The following is a 20,364-nucleotide window of genomic DNA, read 5'->3' on the forward strand; positions in this document are numbered from 1 at the left end:
CGATCACCATCGACCGGGAACGGAACCGAGGCCGGGACCAGGGACCGAAACGCGCCGGCGACCGGCTACTCGCCCGCTTTCGCGGTCGCGTGGGTCCGGACGAACTCGCGCAGGAGCTTCCCGGCCACCGCCGCCGCCTGCCCGTCGTCGCGGTCGTTCACCTCGACGACGTCGAAGCCGTCCGCGTGGGGTGCGACCGCGCGGACCACGTCGCGGACCTCGCGTGGCGTCAGCCCGAACGGCTCCATCGTCCCCGTCCCGGGGGCGAATCCCGGATCGAGCCCGTCGACGTCGACGGAGCAGTACACCGACTCGCCCGCGAACGCGTCGGCGTCGAGCCCGTCGATCCACTCGCGGGCGTCCTCCGGGGCGACGACCTCCACGTCGCCCGCGGCGGCCCGCTCCCACTCCTCGGGGGATCCCGTTCGCGCGCCGACGATCACCGCCCGATCGGCGACGTCGAGCGCGCGGCGGGTCACGCAGGCGTGGTTCCACGGGTTCCCGTCGTACGCGTCGCGTAGGTCGAGATGCGCGTCACAGACGACGAGCGTGTCGGGGTCGACGGCCTCGACGCCGGCGTACGTCACCGTGTGCTCGCCGCCGATCGTCGCCGGGACCGCGTCGTCGAGGACGACGCTCCGGCACTCGGCGGCGAGGTGGTCGAGGTACGCCCGGACGTCGTCCCACGGGTGCACGTCGCCGGCGTCGTGGACGCCGAGCTCGGAGAAGTGACTGCCCGTCCGGTGGTCGTAGTCGTCGTACGTCCGTGAGAAGCGCCGGACCCGGTCCGGTCCGAACCGGGTGCCCGGCTGAAACGTGGTCGTCGCGTCCAGCGGCGCGCCGACGACCACGTAGGAGGCGGCCTCGCGGTCGGCGGTCGCGCCGGGGAACATCGACTACCCGACGACCTTCCGCTGGCCCTCGTAGGAGAGGTACTCGATCGTGTCGTCCGACTCGAAGTCCTCGCCCTCGGGGATCCGCATCGTGAACGTCTCGTAGGTGTCGAGGTCCATCACCTGCGCGTCGTCGCCGGAGACGGAGACGACCTGTCCCTGTTTCCGCTCGATGATGGGGACCCACACCTTCGCGTCGACGGGTTGTGAGAGCGAGCGCTTCCGATCGTCGAAGACGCCCTTCCCCTCGACGCGGGCCTTCGCGCTCCCGTGCTTGCCGGGCTTGGCGGTACTGTAGTGGTTTATCTTGCAGGGCGAGTCGTCCATCATGACGTAACTTCCCTCCTGCAGTTCTCGAACCTGCTTCTGCTCTCGCGGCATACCGGGACTTCCTCAGGCGCGGGTATAAACGGTTTGGAACGCCGTCGACGACGTACGAAGATCCGATCGGCCACGCGTGCCACCGATAGACGGCGACCCGTCAGGGGGACGAAACGACGGGTTTCGACCGCCGCTGACGAGCGGAGAGTATATACGTAGGGCTCACCACCTGCCCTGTATGCCAGAGGATACCAGCGAACGAATGAGTCGACGTAACTACCTTCGGTTCGCCGGCGCGGCGAGCGCGGTCGCGCTCGCCGGCTGTGCCGGCGAAGACGTCGAGGACTTCGACGACGATGACGACGGACTCGACGGCGACGACGGCACCGACACCGGAAACGGTGACGACGGCGACGAGGACAACCACCTCCACATCGCTCAGACGCAGAATCCGACCACGCTCGATCCCCACGACCACCGGGAGACGACGACCGACAACGTGCTCCTGCAGGCGTACGAGTTCCACTTCGAGCGGGACCTCGACGGGAACCTCGTCGAGGGGCTCGTCACCGACTGGGAGATCCTCGACGAGGAGCGCTACTGGATCGAGATCCGCGAGGACGTGCCGTTCCACAGCGGCGAGGACCTGTTACCGAGCGACTCCGCGTTCAGCATCAACCGCGTGGTCGACGCGGACGTCGGGAACCTACAGAGCCCGCAGAGCGACCAGCTGGCCGGCGTGACGGGGGCCGAGGTCGCCGACGACGGGCACGCGGTCGTCCTCCACACGGACGGTCCGAACCCGATGACGTTCGCGAACCTCGGCTCCTACTGTCCGGTGGTACAGGAGGACTGGATCATGGACCGGGAGGCCGAGGAGGTCGCCGCGGACATCAACGGCACCGGGCCGTACCAGCTGGAGGAGTTCGTCGACGGCGAGCACACCGACTTCACGAGATTCGCCGACTACTGGGGCGGGGAGGCCTCGATCGAGACCCTCCGCATCGACGCGTCCGAGGAGGCGAGCACCCGGATCAACAGCCTTCGAGCGGGCGAGATCGACATCGCGACCGCGGTGCCGCCGACCGACGCCGGAGCGATCGAGGGCGACGACGACACGTACATCGCCGACGCGCCCAGCACGCGCATCCTGATGCTCCCGATGCGGTACGACGTCGAGCCGTTCGACAGCCAGGAGTTCCGGCAGGCGATGAACTACGCGGTCGACTTCGACTCGATCATCGACAACGTCCTCTCCGGGTTCGGCGACGCGACGGCACAGCCGACCCTCGAAGGGTACTTCGGACACAACCCCGACCTCGATCCGTACCCGTACGACCCCGAGCGCGCGGAGGAACTGGTCGAGGAGAGCGGCCACGCGGGCGTCGAGATCGAACTCCACGTGCCGGCCGGCCGGTACCTCCAGAGCGACGAGATCGCACAGGCGTGTGTCGGGTACATCGACGACCTCGACAACGTCAACTGCGAGATCAACATGCGCGACTTCGGTGAGCTGGCCGGACAGCTCCTCGACGGGGACATCACGTCGACGCCGCCGTTCTTCCTCATCGGATGGGGGAACACGACGTTCGACGCGCAGAACAACCTGCTGCCGTGGCTCACCGGGGGCACCTCGCAGTACACGTTCGTCGACGACGAGCTCGAGGAGCTCATCCTGGACGCACGGACCGAGGTCGACGAGGACACCCGCGAACAGCTCATGATGGACGCGTGTGCGCGAGCTCACGACCTCGCGGTGTTCGTCTTCCTGAACCGGGAGTACCTGATCTACGGGCTCAACCAGCGCGTCCAGTGGGACCCCACCCCGGACGAGTACACGCGCGCATACGAGATGTCGCTGCAGTAGGCGACGGATCGACGCAGTGTAGCCCACCGTTTCCCGTTGCACACGCTCTATCACATGTCACAGTATCAGTTCCTTATCCGTCGAGGCCTGCAAGGCCTCCTCGTCGTCTGGGGAGTCGTCACCCTGGTGTTTCTCCTGCGGTTCATGACGCCCGGCAGCCCCGTCGACTTCGTTGCACCGCTCGATGCGAGTCCAGAGCTCCGGGCACAGATCGCCCGTAACCTCGGGCTCGATCAACCGATCTACGTCCAATACGCCCAGTACCTCGGCGGACTGATCCAAGGGGACATGGGCTACTCGTACATCCGCGGCCGCCCCGCGAGCGGGATCATCGTCTCGCGTATCCCGGCGACGCTCGAGCTCGCCGTCGCGGCGACCGTCGTCGCGATCATCTGTTCGATCCCGCTCGGCGTGCTCAGCGCCACCCGCCGGCACCAGCCGACGGACTACGCGGCGACGACGTTCTCGCTCGTCGGGATCAGCACGCCGAACTTCTGGCTCGGGATCATGCTCATCATGGTCGTCTCGGTCGGCCTCGGGATCCTCCCGACGAGCCGACGACCGATCGGGCTGATACCGGCCATCGAGCTGTTGATATTCCAGTTCGAGACCGTCGGGATCCGCGCGTGGATCGCCCACATGATCCTGCCCGCAGTCACCCTCGGAACCTACTTCACCGCGATGATCGTCAGACTCACCCGCAGCGGGATGCTCGACCAGCTCGGCCAACCCTACGTGGAGGCCGCGCGGGCGAAAGGGCTCCCGGAAACGCTCGTGACGTACAAACACGCCCTCCGGAACACGATGATCCCGATCATCACCGTGTTAGGGCTCCAGCTCGGCTCGCTGATCGGCGGGGCGGTGATCACGGAGTTCGTCTTCAACTGGCCCGGGCTCGGGACCCTGATCATCGACGCGATCCGGGTCCGCGACTGGCCGATCATTCAGGGTGCACTCATCGTCATCGGGATCGGCTTCGTGGTGATAAACATCGTCGTCGACGCGCTCTACGCGCGGCTCAACCCACGGGTGAGCCTCGAATGAGCGGTCGCATCCTCTCCGACCGCGTTCGTCGGAGCCTGAAACGGGAGTTCAGTCGGAGCCTCATGGCGAAGATCGGGCTCTTCTTGGTCGTGCTGATGGTGACGATGGCGACGTTCGCGCCGTTCCTCGCCCCGCACGACCCGACACAGCAGGGACTCGACGAGTCGAACCTGCCGCCGGCCGGCGTCACACAGACCAGCGAGGAGTTCCGGATGGTCGACGGCGAGCGGACGACCGTGACCGTCGAGCGAGAGGGAAGCCTCGAACACCCCCTCGGGACCGACGCGCTCGGGCGTGACCTGTTCTCGCGGGTCTTATTCGGCGCGCGGACCTCGCTGATGGTCGGGCTGTTCGGGACCCTCTTCGCCGTCGGCACCGGGGTGAGCGTCGGGCTCACCGCGGGCTACTACGGCGGACGGACCGACGACGTGTTGATGCGCTTTGCCGACATCATGCTCGCGTTTCCGGCGCTCGTGTTGGCGATCGCGCTGGTCGGACTGTTGGGGCCGTTAACGATACTGATACCCGACCCGTTCGTCCAGCTCGGGTTGGTCACCGGCATGCCCGCGAACTTCGTGTTCCCGATCACGTTGACGATCGTCGTCGGCGTGGTCAACTGGGTGTGGTTCGCCCGGATCGCGCGCGGCGAGGCGCTGTCGATACGCCAGCAGGAGTACGTCAAGGCCGCCCGCAGCCTCGGCGCGAGCGACTGGACGATCCTCCGACAGCACATCCTCCCGAACAGTCTCACGCCGATCATCGTGTTGGCGACGATCCAGGTGGCGGCGATCATCCTCCTCGAGAGCTCGCTGTCGTTCCTCGGGTTCTCCGGGACGTCGCTGTCCTGGGGCTTCGACATCGCACAGGGACGGCAGTACCTCGGCACCTCGTGGTGGATCGCGAGCATGCCGGGGCTCGCCATCGTCGCCGCCGTCGTCGGGATCAACCTGCTCGGCGACTGGCTGCGTGACGCGCTCGATCCGGGCCTCGAGGGCGAACACGGAGGTGGGATGTGACCCGAAACGGTCCGATCCTCCGCGTCGAGGGCCTCGAAACCCGGTTCTTCACCGAGGAGGGGCAAGTCAACGCCGTCCATGGGGTCGACATGGAGATCGACGACGGCGAGGTGTTCGGCGTCGTCGGCGAGTCCGGCTCCGGCAAGAGCGTCACCGCGCTCTCGCTTCTGGGGCTGCTCGAATCGCCGGGACGCGTCACCGGCGGCGAGATCTGGTACCGCAGCGCCGAGCTCGCGGACTCGGTCGCCGAGGAGACGCCGACGGCGGTCGACGGCGACTACGTGAACCTGCTGGGGCTCCCCGACCGGGTCCGGCGGACGCTTCGGGGGACCCACTTCAGCATGATCTTCCAGGACCCGATGAGCAGCTTCAACCCGAGCCTGACGGTCGGCGAGCAGATCGCGGAGGCGGTCGAGGCCCAACAGCGGGCCCGGTCGAACCCGCGGTCGGTCGCCTCCCGGACGCAGGGATACGGGCTCAGCCAGTACCTCATGAGCTTCGTTTCCTCCTCGCGGAAGTACGTGAGCGAGGAGAGCCGCGACCGTGCGGTCGAGCTGCTCGAGATGGTCGGCATCCCCGACCCGGTGTTGCGGGCCGAGGAGTACCCACACGAGTACTCCGGCGGGATGTTACAGCGCGCGATGGTCGCACAGGCGCTCGCGGGCGAGCCGAACGTGCTCATCGCCGACGAGCCGACGACCGCGCTCGACGTCACGATCCAAGCACAGGTGCTCGACCTCCTCGACGAGATCCAAGCGGAGACGGGGATGACGATCCTCATCATCACGCACAACCTCGGCGTCGTCGCCCGGATGTGCGACCGCGTCGGCGTGATGTACGCCGGGGAGATCGTCGAGCGGGGGGCGCTGGCGGACGTGTTCGACTCGCCGGTCCACCCGTACACGCAGGGGCTGTTGGGGAGCGTCCCCGACCTCGGCGGGTCCAGCGGCCGGCTCCAGCCGATCGCCGGCAACGTGCCGAGCCTGCTCGATCACGAGATGCCGGACCGGTGTTACTTCGCCGATCGCTGTCCGAAAGCGATGGAGGCGTGTCTGCGGAAGCCGCCGGAGCTCCCCGTCGACGGGGCGGCGGGCCACACGGCGAAGTGTTACCTCGCCGAGGAACCGTTCGACGAGTCGACCGCGCTCCCGGACGGCTACTTCGAGGGCGGATCGACCGACGCGGCCGACCCGGCCGACGCGTCGGGTGCCGCCGAGGTCGCGAGCGACGGAGGTGAATCAGAATGACCGACGGGAGCGACACGACCGACGACGCATCGACGGACGCCGAGCCGCTGGTTCGGGTCCGGAACCTCGAGAAGTACTTCTGGGAGAACGACTCGCTGTTCGACCGGCTGTTCGGCGAGGGGAAGACCGCGGTGAAAGCCGTCGACGGGATCAGCTTCGACATCCGTCGCGGGGAGACCCTCGGGCTCGTCGGCGAATCCGGCTGCGGGAAGTCGACGACGGGGGAGACGATGCTCCGGCTCCAGGAGCCGACCGGCGGGCGCGTCGAGTTCGAGGGGGAGAACATCTACGACCTCGATGGCGCGGACCTGCAAGCGTTCCGCCGCGAGGCACAGGTCGTCTTTCAGGACCCGTTCTCCAGTCTCGACCCGCGGATGACCGTCGGCGACATCATCACCCAGCCGCTGGAGATCCACGGCGTGGGTACGGCCGCGGAGCGTGAGGAGCGGGCCCGCGAGCTGCTCGGCCACGTCGGGCTCTCCGCGGACCAGCTCGACCGGTACCCCCACGAGTTCTCCGGGGGTCAGCGACAGCGGGTCGGCATCGCCCGGGCGCTCGCGCTCGAACCGGAGTTCATCGTCCTCGACGAGCCGACGAGCGCGCTCGACGTGAGCGTGCAGGCGCAGGTGTTGAACCTGCTCGACGACCTCCAGGAGGAGTTCGACCTGACGTACCTGCTGATCAGCCACGACCTCTCCGTGATCAACCACGTCTGTGACCGGGTCGCGGTGATGTACCTCGGCGAGCTCGTCGAGGTCGGCCCCGCTGCGGACCTGTTCGCGGAGCCGAAACACCCGTACACGGAGGCGCTCCTCGAGAGCGTCCCGCGGGCATCGACTGACGAGCGGGACCGCGAGCGCCAGACGATCTCGGGGGACGTCCCCTCGCCGCGGAACCCGCCGTCGGGCTGTTCGTTCCGGACGCGCTGTCCGGTCGTGATCCGGCCCCCGGGGCTCGACGTTCCGCGATCGGCGTACCGCGAGATCGTCCAGTACCGGACGCTGCTGGAGAACGGTCGTCTCGACCCCGAGAGCCGGTGGGAGCAGCTCGACGATCCCGATCGGACGAACACCAGGGCGTTCGTCGACGGGCTGTACGACGAGCTGTTCACCGAACGGTTCGACGGCGACGACGACGCCGTCGTGACGGAGTCGTTCGAGGCGCTCGCGGACGGCGACGTCGAGGAGGCGATCGAGCTGCTTCGGAGCCGTTACGAGTCGGTCTGTGAGGTCGTCAATCCGGAGCTCGTCGACGAACCGCATCCCTCGGCGTGCCTGCGCGACGACCAGCCCGGATCGGTTCGAACCGCGGTCGACGAGTGGGAGGGCGCGTCGACGGCCGTCGACGCCACCGGAAGCACCGGGGGCGCCGATGTCGACGTGGCCGCCCCCGACGGCGGGACCGCCGACGCGGACCGATAAGTCAGCGCCGGGTCGCCGCCGGTCCGAGGTCGACACCGCGTCGCCGGCTCCCGTCCGGGAGTCGGCCCTCACGTCCGTAACGTCTACCACCCATGACGACGAGGGTCGGGTATGAACGCACGTGACCTGATGGTGACGGACGTGAAGACGGTCTCGCCGGACGACGACGTCTCCAGCGTGTTCCGTAAGTTCGCCCGCCAGCCGTTCTCCGGGTTCCCCGTCGTCGACGACGAGCGACGGGTGGTCGGCGTGATCACGGAGTCGGACCTCGTGGACCTGTTCGAACCGGACGAGGAGACGCTGTGGATCCCGATCGGGCTCCCGCCGTTCGTCGACACCCTCACGTACCAAGTGAAAGCGCCGTGGGCGGACCTCGACCTCGGCGTCGACCTCGTCCGCAACGCCGACCGGCCGGTCGCCGACGTGATGAGCACGGACGTCGCCACGGTGACGCCCGACACCGACGTCGACGAGGTGCTCGCGCTGCTCGCGGGCGACGAGCCGAACATCAACCGGGTGCCCGTCGTCGACGAGGACGGCCGGCTCGTCGGGATCATCGCGAGACAGGACGTGATCCGGGCGTTCCGGGACCGGCGGGTCTGAGCGGCGTCTCGCGGTCGGCGATCCGGACCGACGGCGGTGAATCGTCCGGCGGTGCGGGCCTTCGGCTCACTCCCGTGCGCCCGGCGGAAACGGGTCGGCGTGGTCCGCGATGGCGTCGGCGACGCGGTGTGGCTCCTCGTGGATCACCCAGTGGGTCGCCTCCGAAAGGGTCAACAGCCGCCCGTCGGCACAGTGGCCGACGCTCTCGGTCGCCATCGGCTTCCGGAGGAACCGGTCGCGAGCGCCCCAGATCACGAGCGTCGGGACCTCGACTCGGGTCCGCGACGGCGTCGGCCGGTCCCGAACGATCGCACGGTACCAGTTCACCATCGATTCGAACGCGCCGTCCCGGCCCCACGCGCGGCGGTATCGGCGGAAGTCCTCCTCGTCGAAGGTCCCCGGAAGGCTCGAATCCCGCAGCGCGCGCGTCGCGATCCGCCAGTTGCCCGCCCGGGCGACCGCCTCCGGGAGTGCCGGGAGCTGGAACGCGAGCACGTACCAGCTCTTGAGCCGCTGGTCCCACGAGGTGCGCAGCGTCCGCTCGAACACCGTCGGGTGGGGGACGTTGACGGCAACGAGCTCGGACAGCCGGTCGGCGTGATGGAGCGCGAGCCACCACCCGACCGCCGCGCCCCAGTCGTGTCCGGCGACGGCCGCCGTCTCGCGGTCGTACGCGTCGATCAGCCCGACGACGTCGCGGGCGAGCTCGTCCATCCGGTAGTCGCGGACGCGCGGCGGCTTCGCCGAGAGGTTGTAGCCGCGCTGGTCGGGGACGACGACGCGGTAGCCGGCGTTCACGAGCGGGGTCAGCGTCTCGTGCCAGCCGTACCAGAACTCGGGGAACCCGTGTAGCAACACGAGCAGCTTCCCGTCCTCGGGCCCCGCTTCGACGACGTGCAGGCGGACCCCGTTCGTCTCGACGATCCGCGACTCGCCCGGCACGCCCTCCGGGATCTCGTCGGCGGGGATCTCCACGCTCGGGGTGACGTCGATGGGGACCTCGGTCATACCGAACGGATGGACCGCCACCGATAAATAACTACGAGCGCGCCGCGCCGATCGCCGTCCGCCAGCGCGCCGCACCGACCGCCGTCCGCCGGCCCGCCCACTCACCCACCCAACCGCTCACCGATCCGCCGGTCTGCCGCCGTCCGTTCCGGCGGGTTATCCGAACTTCCCCGTGATGTAGTCCTCGACGCGCTGGTTCTCGGGGTTCTCGAAGATCCGGTTCGTCTCGCCGAACTCGACGAGCTGGCCGCCGGTGAGGAAGACCGCGGTCTTATCCGAGATGCGGGCGGCCTGCTGCATATTGTGCGTGACGATGACGACCGTGTACTCCTCGGCCAACTCGTCGATCAGGTCTTCGACCTTCGCGGTCGCGACGGGGTCGAGCGCCGAGGCGGGCTCGTCCATCAGGATGACCTCGGGATCGGGCGCGATGGCGCGGGCGATACAGAGCCGCTGTTGCTGCCCGCCCGAGAGGTCGAGCCCCGACTCGTCGAGCTGGTCCTTCACCTCGTCCCAGAGGGCAGCCCCGCGGAGCGCCTCCTCGACGCGGGCGTCCATGTCGCCGTCGTAGCCCTGGATCTCCAGACCGTACGCGACGTTGTCGTAGATCGACTTCGGGAACGGGTTCGGCTTCTGGAACACCATCCCGATCTTCCGGCGCAACGCCACCGGGTCCACGTCCTCGTCGTACACGTTCTTGCCGCGGAAGCGGAGCTCGCCGCCGACGCGGGCCGCGTCGACCATGTCGTTCATCCGGTTGATACATCGGAGGAACGTCGACTTCCCGCAGCCCGACGGGCCGATGATCGCGGTGACTTCCTGTGCCGGCAGCCGAACGTTCACCGGCTTAAGCGCCTCCACGTCGCCGTAGTGAACGGTCAGGTCGGCCGCTTCGATGACCGTGTCGGCGTCGGCGATGTGCTGGATCGACGGGGTCGTCTCGCCGGTCGTCTCGTCGACCGGGTCCGGGGTCGAGACGTTCCGTCCGTCCGCTCGGTCGGCGGCCGCCCCGTCCTGTTCGTTCTCGCGTTCGTCGCCGACTGTGTAACTGTCGCTCATTGTTATTTCTCGTACTTGTTGCGGATGAGGATGGCCGTCGCGTTCATCAACAGGAGGATCGTCAACAGGACGACGATCCCGGCGGCGGCGACGTGTTGGAAGTCGCCCTCCGGGAGGCGTGCCCAGTCGAATATCTGCATCGGCATGGCCGCGAAGGGACCGAACAGGTCGGGAACGGGGATGCCCGAGACGTCCTCGATCGGTGCTCGGAACATCGACGTCGCCGCACCGATCATGATCAGGGGTGCGGTCTCGCCGATCGCGCGGGACAGCGAGAGGATCGTCCCGGTCATGATCCCCGGCAGCGCCGCCGGGAGGACCACGTCCCGAACGACCTCCCAGTCGGTCGCGCCGACGCCGTAGGCGGCGTGCCGCTGGGAGTCGGGGACCGCTCGCAGCGCCTCCTGTGCGGAGACGATGACGATCGGAAGGATGAGCAGCGTCAGCGTCAACGCACCGGCCAGCAGGCTCTCACCGAGCCCGACGAACCGGACGAAGACGGCCAGCCCGAGCAGCCCGTACACGATCGACGGGACGCCCGCGAGGTTCGCGATGTTCGCCTCGATGAAGCTCTTGAGTCGGCTCTCGGGGGCGTACTCCTCCAAGTAGATGGCGGCCCCGACGCCGAGGAACATCGTGAACACCGCGGTCAACGCGATCAGGAGTATCGACCCGACCAGCGCGGGATAGATGCCCGCTCCACGGCCGTCGGGGTAGTAGTTCTCGATGAACCGAGAGGGCGGATAGGTGAGGAAATCCAGGGTCACCCATCCCCACGCCTCGTAGAGGACGTCGCCGAGCAGCACGAACAGCGCGACGATCCCGACCAGCGTGGACGCGCCACAGATCCCGACGAAGACGCGCCCGAGAAGCTGTTTCCGGGCGATGTCGTCGCCGACGTTCGCGAACGGGTTCGGGGTCTCGCCGCCGTCGGTTCGGACGCTGCCGGTTCGGAGGCTGTCGGTTCGGACGCCGTCGCCGTCCCCGTCCCCGTCGCGACCGTCGTCCGTTCCGCCGAGCCCGAACGGGAGCCGGGTCATCGGTACGCCTCCTGGTACCGCCCCTTGATCCACAGGCTCAACAGGTTCATCCCGAGGGTCATCACGAACAGCAGGAGGCCGACGGCGAACAGGCTCTGGTAGCCGATGGAGCCGACCGAAACGTCGCTGATCCCGATCTGGACCATGTACGCGGTCATCGTTTGGGCCTGCTCTAACGGGTTCAGCGTGATGTTCGGCTGCATCCCGACCGCCAGCGTGACCGCCATCGTCTCGCCGATCGCCCGCGAGATCGCGAGGATGTACGACGCCATCACGCCCGACAGCGACGCCGGAACGACGACGTCGGTCGACACCTCGAACTTCGTCGCGCCCAGCCCGTACGCCGCGTTCCGGAGCTCGTCCGGGACGGCCGACATCGCGTCCTCCGACAGCGACGACACCATCGGGATGATCATGACCCCGACGACGATCGCCCCCGCCGCAACGTTGAACGTCCCCGTGCCGGGGAAGAACCGCTGGATGATCGGGGTGATAAACGAGAGCGCGAAGAAGCCGTACACGATCGTCGGGACCCCCGCGAGCACCTCGAGCGTCGGCTTCACGACCTTGCGGACGCGCCGGTCGGCGTACTCGGAGAGGTAGATCGCCGTCGCGGTCCCGACCGGGATCGCGATGAGCGCGGAGCCGACGACGATGAGCATCGTTCCCCACAGCAGCGGCAACACGCCGTACGAGCGCGGGCGGATGATCGGCGACCACTCCACGCCGAAGAGGAACTCGCGAACCGTGACCTGCGTGCCGAGCCCGGTGCGGAGCGCGGCCCACGCCTCCGCGGGGCTTCCCGCAAGGACCCCGCCGAGAACGCCCGAGAGGAGCCCGAACAGGGTCTCTTCTCGGAAGAACCCGAGGGCCCCGTCGAAGAGAACGACGACGATCCCGAACGTCGTGAGGACGGTGAGCAGCGCGCACGCGAAGAAGACGCCACGGACCGCGAGGTTCCGTCCCGCCGGGATGTCCGAGCCCGCGCGGGTGAGGTCGGCGACGTCGCTCGACCCGCTCATTCGAGCCCCGCCACCGCATCGGTCAAGCGTTCACGGCTCTCGGCGACCGTCTCGTCGGGGATCGCGTAGTAGCCGACCTTTCGAGCCGCCCACTGGGTCCACGTCAGGGTCTCGTCGGGCCCGACGACCTCGCGGTCGGCGTCCTCGTCGATCTCCTCGAAGAAGAACTCGGCGTACGCGCGGAACTCGGGTCGCTCGAGGTCCGGGACGCTCAGGTAGACGTACATCGGCCGGGAGAGTGGAGTGTACTCCCCGCTTTCGATGGTTTCGCGGGTCGGGCGAACGCCGCCGTTCCCGTCGTCGACCGCGACGAGTTTGAGGTCCTCCTCGTTCTCGTAGAAGTACCCCGCGCCGCCGAAGCCGAGGGCGTACCGGTTGCCCCGAACGCCGCGGACGATGACGTTCGTGTCGGCGCTGGCGGAGTAATCCGACCTGATGTCGCCGTACTCGCCGTTTATCGCCTGCGTGAAGTAGTCGAACGTGCCGGAGGCGGAGTCGCGGCCGTACAGGTCGACCTCCTCGTCAGCGAACGGTTCGTCGGCCCACTCCTCGCGGAGGTCGCCCCACGTCTCGACGTCGGAGCCCGAGCGCCAGAGGCGGTGGAGTTCCTCGACGGTCAGCGTGTCACACCAGTGGTTCTCGGGGTGAACCCAGATGGCGAGCCCGTCGAGGGCGGCCTCCAGCTCGAGGAAGTCGATCCCGTTGTCCCCACACAGACCCACCTCGTCGTCGAGGATGGCGCGGCTGGCGTTCTGGACCTGGGTGTCGCCCGCACAGAAGCGTTGGAACCCCGCGCCGGTGCCGGAGCCCCGGACCGGGATCCTGACCCGGTTGTTCCGCCACTGGAACTCCTCGGCGACGGCCGCGCCGTGTGGTAACAGCGTGTTGCTCCCGTCGACGACGATACGACCGTCGAGCCCCCGGCTGTCCTCCCCACGGACGAGACAGCCGGCGAGCCCGGCGAGCGCCCCGCCCGCGGCGGCTAGGTAGGCCCGACGACCGACCCCCGACCGAACCCCGTCGGTGGTGTCACCCTCCATCAGTTCAGTAGAGCGGTACAGGCACCTAAATACGCTACTATAATGTATATATAGTTCTCAATATCTCTATGTTGATCGAGAGCCGGCAGAGTGAGTTCAGGCGAGCGTGCGGCATAAATGGCCCATAAGGGGAGGTATTCGAAATATATCGTTGAGGCATCGGGTATATAGTTTTGCGTAGGTTTAACAACCCGCCGTCTCCAAGGACGGGTATGGAGACGCGGAAGGTGCAAGTCACCGGCGGCTCGACGTACACCGTCTCGATCCCGAAGTCGTGGGCGACCGAGAACGACGTCGGGGCGGGCAGCGAGGTCGAGTTCTACCCGGACGGGGACGCGCTGTTCCTCACGCCGAGAACCGAGGAAGAGCGGACTCGGGGCAGGCTCGACGTCACCGGCCTGACCGGACAGGAACTCACCCGTGCGGTGACGACGATGTACGTCAGCGGGTTCGACGTCATCGAACTCGGCGGGTCGGAGATCACGACCGAGCAGCGGTCGACGATCCGCGAGGCGGTACAGAGCCTCGTCGGGCTGGAGGTGTTAGAGGAGACGCGCGACCGCGTCGTGGTTCGTGACCTGCTCGACTCCTCCGAGCTGTCGATCCACAACGCCGTCACCCGCATGCGGCTGATCTCGTTGTCGATGCTCGACGACGCGATCACCGCGCTGTCGGAGCTCGATCACGACCTCGCACGCGACGTCATCGGCCGCGACGACGACCTCGACCGGCTGTGGCTCGTTGTCTCGCGGATCTTCCGGGCGACGCTTCGCACGCCGAAGGCGGCCGAGGAGCTCGGGCTGCCCCGCGAGGAGTGTTTCGACTACCACTCCAGCGCCCGGCAGCTGGAGCGCGTCGGCGACCACGCGACGAAGATCGCCCACTTGACGCTCAAGATCGAGGAGCCGCTTCCCGACGCGGTGATCGACGCGATCGACGACCTCCACGAGGACGCCGTCGAAGTGATCGACACCGCGATGGACGCCCTCTTCGAGGACGACAGCGAGACGGCCAGCCGCCGCGCCAACGAGGCGCGGGCGGGCGTCCGCGAGATCGACGAGCGCGTGCGGGCGATAGACGAGCTCCTTCGGGACCTGGACCCCGCCAGAGCCCAGCTGTTGGGGCTCGTCGTCGACTCCGTGCTCCGGTCGGCCGACTACGGCGGCAACGTCGCAGAGACGGCCCTACAGAAGGCCGCACCGACGCCGTAACCGACGGACGCCGTACCCACCTTAAAAGCGCCGTCGTCGGTTTCGATCGGAGCGGTCGCCGATACCGCCCGACGTGGTCGACGATCGACGATCGACAGAGAAGCCCGGAAGGCGCGGGGGTTTTTCCCGTCGCCGGTCCACCGCGTACGTATGCCGGAGATATCCCTCGGCGTGCCGAAAGGCGTCGTCGAGTCGCTTCCCGAGGAGGACGGCACCGCCGAACGCGACATGCGGCGCGCCATCGTCGGGATCCAGTCGCGGCTGAACGAGGAGATCGATGGGCGGACGCCCGCGGAGGCGGCGGCCGTCGTCGCGGACGCCGTCGAGCGGATGGAAGGGCAAGCGAGCACCTATCACGAGTTCGTCCCCGAGCTCCGCGCGTGGGGACAGTCGCCCATCTACGCCATCGCCTGGCGGAACCTCTACATCGAGCTGATCGGCCAGCTGTACGAACACGAGTGGCTCGGCGACGAGCTCGACCGCGAGCGGAACTTCCGGCTCGTCGAGGACGGGATCCGCCTGTCTGACCTCTAATCTACCGGCGTCGGCGACCGTTTTTAAGTGAGTCCGACCCGACCGTGAGGTATGGAACTGGAGCTGCGGTTCTTCGCGACGTTCCGCGAGGCCGCCGGCGGCAAGACGGTCGCGTACGAAACCGCCGACGGCGCGACGGTCGGTGACGTGTTGGCGTCGCTCGAAACCGAGTATGAGGGGCTCGCCGGACGGCTGATCGTGGACGGCACGCTGGCCCCGCAGATCAACGTCCTGAAGAACGGCCGGGAGGTCCTCCACCTCGACGGGCTCGACACCGGGCTCGACGACGGCGACCGGCTCTCGGTCTTCCCGCCGGTCGCGGGTGGGCATGACTGACGCCGACGGAGGGGACGAGCAGGGCGAGGGGCGTGTCACCGACCACGTTGAACCCCCCGCCGAGCCGGGATGGGTACGCGAACAACGCGCGTATCGCGGGATCTCGAGACGGCTGGCGGCCCATTACCTGCGGAACCTCGGCGGGACCCTCGTCGACGCGGACGACCCGGCGGACGCCACCCGGGTCGACGGCGACGGCTGGCGGGTGACCCTCCGTTCGGAGACGGTGAACGTCGCCGGATCGATCAGCCTCACCGAGGTGACGATGTCGTTCGCGGGCGACCCAGAGGCCCTCGCGGACCTGATCCCGCGGTTCAAACGGAAGGCGATGCGCGCCGGCGGGTGAGGGGGTCGGCGTGGCCCGCGAGGACGACGATCGATCGGAAACGGGCGAGAGTCCCGACCGCCAACCCGGCAGTCACCCGATCGACGGGATCGCGTTCCTCAAGGCCGCGGCGCTCGCGAGCGTCCCGGCGGACCGGCTCTCGGAACTCCTGTGGCGGGTCCAGGCCGATCTCGGTCCCCGAATAAACGACTACCGGCGGCGCTACGAGCGGATCGCCGCCGACGCGGGGCGCGAGACGTTCCTCGCCGAACCGACCCACTGGGAGGACGTCGCCGACCGACTCGGCCTCTCCGATCGAGAGCGTGACGCCGTCGCCCGCGCTCACGAGGCCGCGGTGGAGCGGGTCGGGTCCGAGGACGGGCGTCGCGCAGAGTTCGACACCGCCCTGGAGATCCGCGCCGGGGTCGTGATCGGTCTGGACGCCGCCGAGGACGCACACGAGTCGCATCCTCGCGGATCCCCGCCCGACGACGGGTGAGCGAGGCCTCGACGCGCTCGTGGCTCGCATCGACGCGTTTTTGCGGCCGGCGTGGGTGCGGGTCCCATGAGACTCGCACGCTTGCTCACACCCGACGGGCCGGTCGCCGGCCGCTACGAGGACGGCGTCGTGATCACGGACGACGGCCCCTACGAGGTCGGCCGCGACGGACGACTGCTCCCGCCGTGTCGCCCGAGCGCGCTCTACTGTATCGGGCGCAACTACGCCGAGACGATCGAACAGATGGGGTACGAGCGCCCCGACGAGCCGAACTTCTTCATCAAGCCGCCGGCGAGCCTCGTCGCACACGGACAGCCCGTGCGGTATCCCGAGTGGACCGACGAGTTGACCTACGCCGGCGAACTCGTCGCCGTGATCGGCGAGCGCTGCCGCGACGTCTCCCCCGACGACGTCCCCGACGTCGTCCGCGGCTACACCGTCCTCAACGACATGGACGCGCTCGACCAGGAGAGCCTCACCGCTCGGAAGGCGTTCGACGGCTCCGCGCCGCTCGGTCCGTGGATCGAAACCGACGTCGATCCGACGGACATCGACGTCTCGACGACCGTCGCGGGCGAGACGCGACAGGACGCCAACACCGAACTGATGCTGTTCGGCCCCTACGAGATCGTCTCGTATCTCTCGAAGCGGTTCACCTTCGAGCCCGGCGACTGCGTCGCGTTCGGCAGCCCCGCCAACCCCGGGCTCGTCGAGCCGGGCGACCGCGTCGAGATCACCTACGAGGGCGTGGGGACGCTGACGAACGACATCGTCGAGTGAGTCGGACGCCATGCGACGACCCGTCTGGGTTCGTGTGGACCCGTGCGCATCCGTGCGGACCCGTACGGACCCGTGCGAACTCGTGCGGACCTCACCGACGGGGGTGACCGGGGGCGCCGACGGAGTCGGTGAAGGGGGCCGACTGAGTCAGTGAAGGGAGCCGCCCGGGGCCGGAGCCTACGACGTCCGGATCTCGAACCGTGCCCCGCCGCCGTCGGCCTCGGTCACTCGGATCGACCAGCCGTGAGCGTTGACGACCTCCTCGACGATCGCGAGCCCGAAGCCGGTCCCCTCCGACGTCGTCGTGTACCCGAACTCGAACACGTCCGCGTGTTCTTCTTCGGGGATCCCCGGCCCGTCGTCGGCGACGTAGAAGCCGCCCCCACCGTCCAGCGCGCCGACCGAGACGGTCACGCCGGAGCCGCCGTGTTCGACCGCGTTCCGGAACAGGTTCTCGACGAGCTGTCGAAGCCGTTCGGGGTCGGCCACGACCGTGAGGTCGAACCCGTCCGCGATCGCGAGCGACGCGTCGTTCGTCTCGACCATCCCCCACGACTCCGTGACCAGATCCGGTACCCGAACCGGTTCGGTCGCGTCGATCGGTCGTCCGAGGCGGGCGAGTCGAAGGATGTCCTCGATGAGCGCCTCCATCCGGTCGAGCGCGCGCTTCGTCGTGACGAGGTGTTCGTTATTCCGATCGGACTCCATCGCGAGGTCGACCCGGCCCTGTGCGACGTTAAGCGGGTTCCGAAGGTCGTGTGAGACGACGCTCGCGAACCGCTCGAGCCGGGCGTTCTGGCGCTCCAGCTCGTGTCGGTATCGTACCGTCTCCGTCACGTCGGAGAGCGTGATCGCCCGGCCGAGGCGTTCGCCCACGGCGGTAAACGGGTTCTCGGAGACGCTGTAGTAGCGCGTCTCCCCGTCGACGGCGATGGTGAGGTGGTCGTCGGGCGAACGCAGCGCGTCGGCGACCGTCGGGAGCGCCTCCTCGAACGGGCTCTCGGCGGCGGTGTCGAGCGTGGGGAAGCGGTCGCGGGCGCTCCGGTTGAAGTCCCGGACGTGATCCTCGTGGTCCAACACGATCACGGGGTCGTCGACGTCGCCGGCCAGCCGGATCGTCTGGAACCGATCGAAGTAGACGTAGAGGACCCCGATCGTGAACGCCGAGACGCCGAGCGCGGAGTAGGTGATGTCGAGCAGGTACGGCGTGGTCGCACCGATGACGTCGAGGAACACCGGAAGGCCGGTGAGCCCGGCGATACCGAGCAGCGCGGTCGTGTCGAAGTCGACGCCGTCGAACAGCTCGAACAGCATGAAGAACCCGACGAACGCGAGCGAGTAGGCGAGCCCCATCACGATCCAGTGGAGGGGTTCGTGATGGATCTGGAGGTACGGGAACGGCGAGGTCGCCGGCTGCGCCACGAAGTACCAGCCGTGAAGCGGGTTCGTCACCTTGATCGAGACGATGGAAAGGTAGATCCCGACCGCCAGCCGGCGAAGCGTGCGGTTGCGGTGGTACGACCGCCCGGTGTAGGCCGAACAGAAGTACAGCCAGGGGCCGACCGTCGAGAGGCCGACGACGAGCCCGGCGACGAAGAAGCCGTACTGTGCGCTCGGGGTTGGGGCAGCGAGGAACCCGACGTGTAACACCGCCCACAGGCCGCTCGTCGCCAGCAGCGCCGCCAACCCGACACGGGTGTCCCGGTCATCGACCCGAGAGATCCGCGTGAGCCCGCCGAAACAGACGATCGCGGCCGTCGAGAAAACGACGAGATACCCCAGGAGCAAGGGATCCATCTGGAAGAACGCCCGAGACATGCGGTCGGCTTCTCACACCACCCGTAATAGCGTACCGGACGCGCTCGCCCGTCGGGCCTTATCTTCGGTCGAGGAGGGGCTGTCGGTCGCCGTACGTGAGCGTTCGCCAGAGCCACTCGACGGGCCCGAACCGAAACGTCCGGAGCCAGAGCACCGACAGCGCGACCTGCACCGTCCAGATCGCGACCACGACGACGAGCAGTTCGACTCGGGTGAGGGACCCGAACAGTCCGAGCCCGTGGCCGTAGAAGAGCGACGTGGCGAGGACCGTCTGCAGGAGGTAGTTGGTGAAGGCGGTGCGTCCGACCGCGGCCATCCACGCGACGACGACCCCGGGGAACCGCCGGCAGAACAGGGTGACCAGCCCGACGTACGAGCCGGCCAGCGGGAGGCTCCCCCAGTAGTTGAACTGTCGCCAGAACAGCGCCGCGTCCGCCCCCCAGCCGTTCGCCTCGATGTACGCGACCCCGGCGAGGACCGCCCCGAGGCCCACGACGGCTCCCCAGAGGGCCAGCCGACGGTAGAACCGGTCCGAGCGCTCGTCGGTCAGGACGCCCCACTCGAACAGCGCCATCCCGACGGCGATCGAGCCGCCGACCCGCCAGAACGCCAGCCCGAGGAACCCAGTCGTCTGTCGCTCGAACGCGGTCGGAACGCGGTGGGACAGCTGGTCGATCCAGCCGCCCCGATACGCCTCGACCTCCGTGCGGAGCGCCGACTCGGCCGGCCGCCACTGTCCGGCGATCAACTCGGGGTCGGCGACGAGCGCCGTCAGGAGTTCGAGCGCGGACGGGACGGCGATGAGCGCGAGGCCGAACGCGAACTTCGTCGTCGGGGCCCAGTCGCGGAGGAGGACGACCCACAGCGCACAGAGCCCGTACGCGACGAGGATGTCGCCGTACCACAGGAGGTACGCGTGCGCGAGGCCGATCGCGATGAGCCACCCGGTTCGGCGGAAATGCAGCCGCAACGCGTCGTCCCCCGTGGACTCGCGCCGGCGGGTGAACAGGAGGATCCCCGCCCCGAACAGGACGGAGAACAGCGTGATGAACTTCAGCTCGAAGAACACGTGGCCGACGAGCCACGCCCAGTAGTTCGCGCCCGAGAAGTCGCCGTACACCGTCGGGTTGAGCAGCGTCGCCTCGGGCATCGCGAACACCCACACGTTGATGACGAGGATGCCCAACACCGCGACGCCCCTGATCGCGTCCAGGGCGACGATGCGGTCCGCCGGCGACGTCGGGGAGGGACTCGAGCTCACGGGTCGTCTCGACGAACGC

At 68.2% G+C, this 20,364-nt stretch carries 21 protein-coding genes; 12 read left to right on the forward strand and 9 right to left on the reverse strand.

Annotation, left to right across the window (positions count from 1 at the left end; genetic code table 11):
* Positions 1-65 precede the first annotated feature (65 nt).
* Complete coding sequence (speB, locus tag GRS48_RS08570; RefSeq protein WP_159485501.1) at positions 66-893, reverse strand: agmatinase; 828 nt, start codon at positions 891-893, stop codon at positions 66-68.
* 3 nt (positions 894-896) lie between these two features.
* A complete protein-coding gene (locus GRS48_RS08575; RefSeq protein WP_159485503.1) occupies positions 897-1,274 on the reverse strand; it encodes a translation initiation factor IF-5A in 378 nt (125 codons plus the stop codon).
* A 178-nt stretch (positions 1,275-1,452) separates the two neighbouring features.
* Here GRS48_RS08575 and GRS48_RS08580 point away from each other — a divergent pair, with 178 nt between their 5' ends.
* The 6 genes from GRS48_RS08580 (at position 1,453) to GRS48_RS08605 (ending at position 8,412) form a co-directional block, all read left to right on the forward strand.
* Complete coding sequence (locus tag GRS48_RS08580) at positions 1,453-3,081, forward strand: ABC transporter substrate-binding protein (RefSeq protein ID WP_159485505.1); 1,629 nt, start codon at positions 1,453-1,455, stop codon at positions 3,079-3,081.
* Positions 3,082-3,135: 54 nt separating this feature from the next.
* Positions 3,136-4,125: an ABC transporter permease gene (locus GRS48_RS08585; RefSeq protein ID WP_159485507.1), complete on the forward strand. Its 990-nt coding sequence runs from the start codon at positions 3,136-3,138 to the stop codon at positions 4,123-4,125.
* A gap of 8 nt (positions 4,126-4,133) precedes the next feature.
* Positions 4,134-5,141 (forward strand): ABC transporter permease, encoded by a 1,008-nt coding sequence (locus GRS48_RS08590; RefSeq protein ID WP_321168369.1) that lies wholly within the window; start codon positions 4,134-4,136, stop codon positions 5,139-5,141.
* A complete protein-coding gene (locus GRS48_RS08595) occupies positions 5,138-6,388 on the forward strand; it encodes an ABC transporter ATP-binding protein (RefSeq protein WP_321168364.1) in 1,251 nt (416 codons plus the stop codon). The genes GRS48_RS08590 and GRS48_RS08595 overlap by 4 nt, the downstream gene beginning before the upstream one ends.
* Complete coding sequence (locus tag GRS48_RS08600) at positions 6,385-7,809, forward strand: ABC transporter ATP-binding protein (RefSeq protein WP_159485511.1); 1,425 nt, start codon at positions 6,385-6,387, stop codon at positions 7,807-7,809. Before GRS48_RS08595 ends, GRS48_RS08600 begins: the two co-directional genes overlap by 4 nt.
* A 111-nt stretch (positions 7,810-7,920) precedes the next feature.
* Complete coding sequence (locus tag GRS48_RS08605) at positions 7,921-8,412, forward strand: HPP family protein (protein WP_159485513.1); 492 nt, start codon at positions 7,921-7,923, stop codon at positions 8,410-8,412.
* 66 nt (positions 8,413-8,478) lie between these two features.
* Here GRS48_RS08605 and GRS48_RS08610 read toward each other — a convergent pair whose 3' ends face one another.
* The 5 genes from GRS48_RS08610 to GRS48_RS08630 form a co-directional block, all read right to left on the reverse strand.
* Positions 8,479-9,420 carry an alpha/beta fold hydrolase gene (locus GRS48_RS08610; RefSeq protein WP_159485515.1) on the reverse strand — a complete coding sequence of 314 codons (942 nt, stop codon included), beginning with the start codon at positions 9,418-9,420 and terminating at the stop codon, positions 8,479-8,481.
* A gap of 156 nt (positions 9,421-9,576) precedes the next feature.
* Positions 9,577-10,479 (reverse strand): phosphate ABC transporter ATP-binding protein PstB, encoded by a 903-nt coding sequence (pstB, locus tag GRS48_RS08615; RefSeq protein WP_159485517.1) that lies wholly within the window; start codon positions 10,477-10,479, stop codon positions 9,577-9,579.
* A gap of 2 nt (positions 10,480-10,481) precedes the next feature.
* On the reverse strand, positions 10,482-11,519 hold the full coding sequence (gene pstA, locus GRS48_RS08620; RefSeq protein ID WP_159485519.1) for a phosphate ABC transporter permease PstA: 1,038 nt from the start codon (positions 11,517-11,519) through the stop codon (positions 10,482-10,484).
* Positions 11,516-12,541, reverse strand: a complete 1,026-nt coding sequence (pstC, locus tag GRS48_RS08625; RefSeq protein WP_200840235.1) for a phosphate ABC transporter permease subunit PstC — start codon at positions 12,539-12,541, stop codon at positions 11,516-11,518. Before pstC ends, pstA begins: the two co-directional genes overlap by 4 nt.
* Entirely contained in the window at positions 12,538-13,581 is a 1,044-nt protein-coding gene (locus GRS48_RS08630) for a PstS family phosphate ABC transporter substrate-binding protein (protein ID WP_159485521.1), read from the reverse strand. The genes pstC and GRS48_RS08630 overlap by 4 nt, the downstream gene beginning before the upstream one ends.
* A gap of 212 nt (positions 13,582-13,793) precedes the next feature.
* Between GRS48_RS08630 and GRS48_RS08635 the strand changes: the two genes are divergently transcribed.
* The 6 genes from GRS48_RS08635 to GRS48_RS08660 all read left to right on the forward strand — a co-directional run bounded on the left by GRS48_RS08635 (position 13,794) and on the right by GRS48_RS08660 (position 17,266).
* Positions 13,794-14,792 carry a phosphate uptake regulator PhoU gene (locus GRS48_RS08635; RefSeq protein WP_159485523.1) on the forward strand — a complete coding sequence of 333 codons (999 nt, stop codon included), beginning with the start codon at positions 13,794-13,796 and terminating at the stop codon, positions 14,790-14,792.
* 150 nt (positions 14,793-14,942) lie between these two features.
* On the forward strand, positions 14,943-15,326 hold the full coding sequence (locus GRS48_RS08640) for a hypothetical protein (protein WP_159485525.1): 384 nt from the start codon (positions 14,943-14,945) through the stop codon (positions 15,324-15,326).
* A 51-nt stretch (positions 15,327-15,377) separates the two neighbouring features.
* Complete coding sequence (locus tag GRS48_RS08645; protein WP_159485527.1) at positions 15,378-15,662, forward strand: ubiquitin-like small modifier protein 1; 285 nt, start codon at positions 15,378-15,380, stop codon at positions 15,660-15,662.
* On the forward strand, positions 15,655-16,008 hold the full coding sequence (locus GRS48_RS08650; protein WP_159485529.1) for a hypothetical protein: 354 nt from the start codon (positions 15,655-15,657) through the stop codon (positions 16,006-16,008). Before GRS48_RS08645 ends, GRS48_RS08650 begins: the two co-directional genes overlap by 8 nt.
* A gap of 10 nt (positions 16,009-16,018) precedes the next feature.
* Positions 16,019-16,486 carry a hypothetical protein gene (locus tag GRS48_RS08655; protein WP_321168365.1) on the forward strand — a complete coding sequence of 156 codons (468 nt, stop codon included), beginning with the start codon at positions 16,019-16,021 and terminating at the stop codon, positions 16,484-16,486.
* 66 nt (positions 16,487-16,552) lie between these two features.
* Positions 16,553-17,266 (forward strand): fumarylacetoacetate hydrolase family protein, encoded by a 714-nt coding sequence (locus tag GRS48_RS08660; RefSeq protein WP_159485531.1) that lies wholly within the window; start codon positions 16,553-16,555, stop codon positions 17,264-17,266.
* A gap of 177 nt (positions 17,267-17,443) precedes the next feature.
* Here GRS48_RS08660 and GRS48_RS08665 read toward each other — a convergent pair whose 3' ends face one another.
* Positions 17,444-19,084 (reverse strand): ATP-binding protein, encoded by a 1,641-nt coding sequence (locus GRS48_RS08665; protein ID WP_200840236.1) that lies wholly within the window; start codon positions 19,082-19,084, stop codon positions 17,444-17,446.
* A gap of 58 nt (positions 19,085-19,142) precedes the next feature.
* Positions 19,143-20,345 carry a DUF418 domain-containing protein gene (locus GRS48_RS08670; RefSeq protein WP_321168366.1) on the reverse strand — a complete coding sequence of 401 codons (1,203 nt, stop codon included), beginning with the start codon at positions 20,343-20,345 and terminating at the stop codon, positions 19,143-19,145.
* Between the last annotated feature and the right edge of the window lie 19 nt (positions 20,346-20,364).

Source organism: Halorubrum sp. JWXQ-INN 858 (assembly GCF_009806985.1).
In the GTDB taxonomy this organism is placed as follows: Archaea; Halobacteriota; Halobacteria; order Halobacteriales; family Haloferacaceae; genus Halorubrum.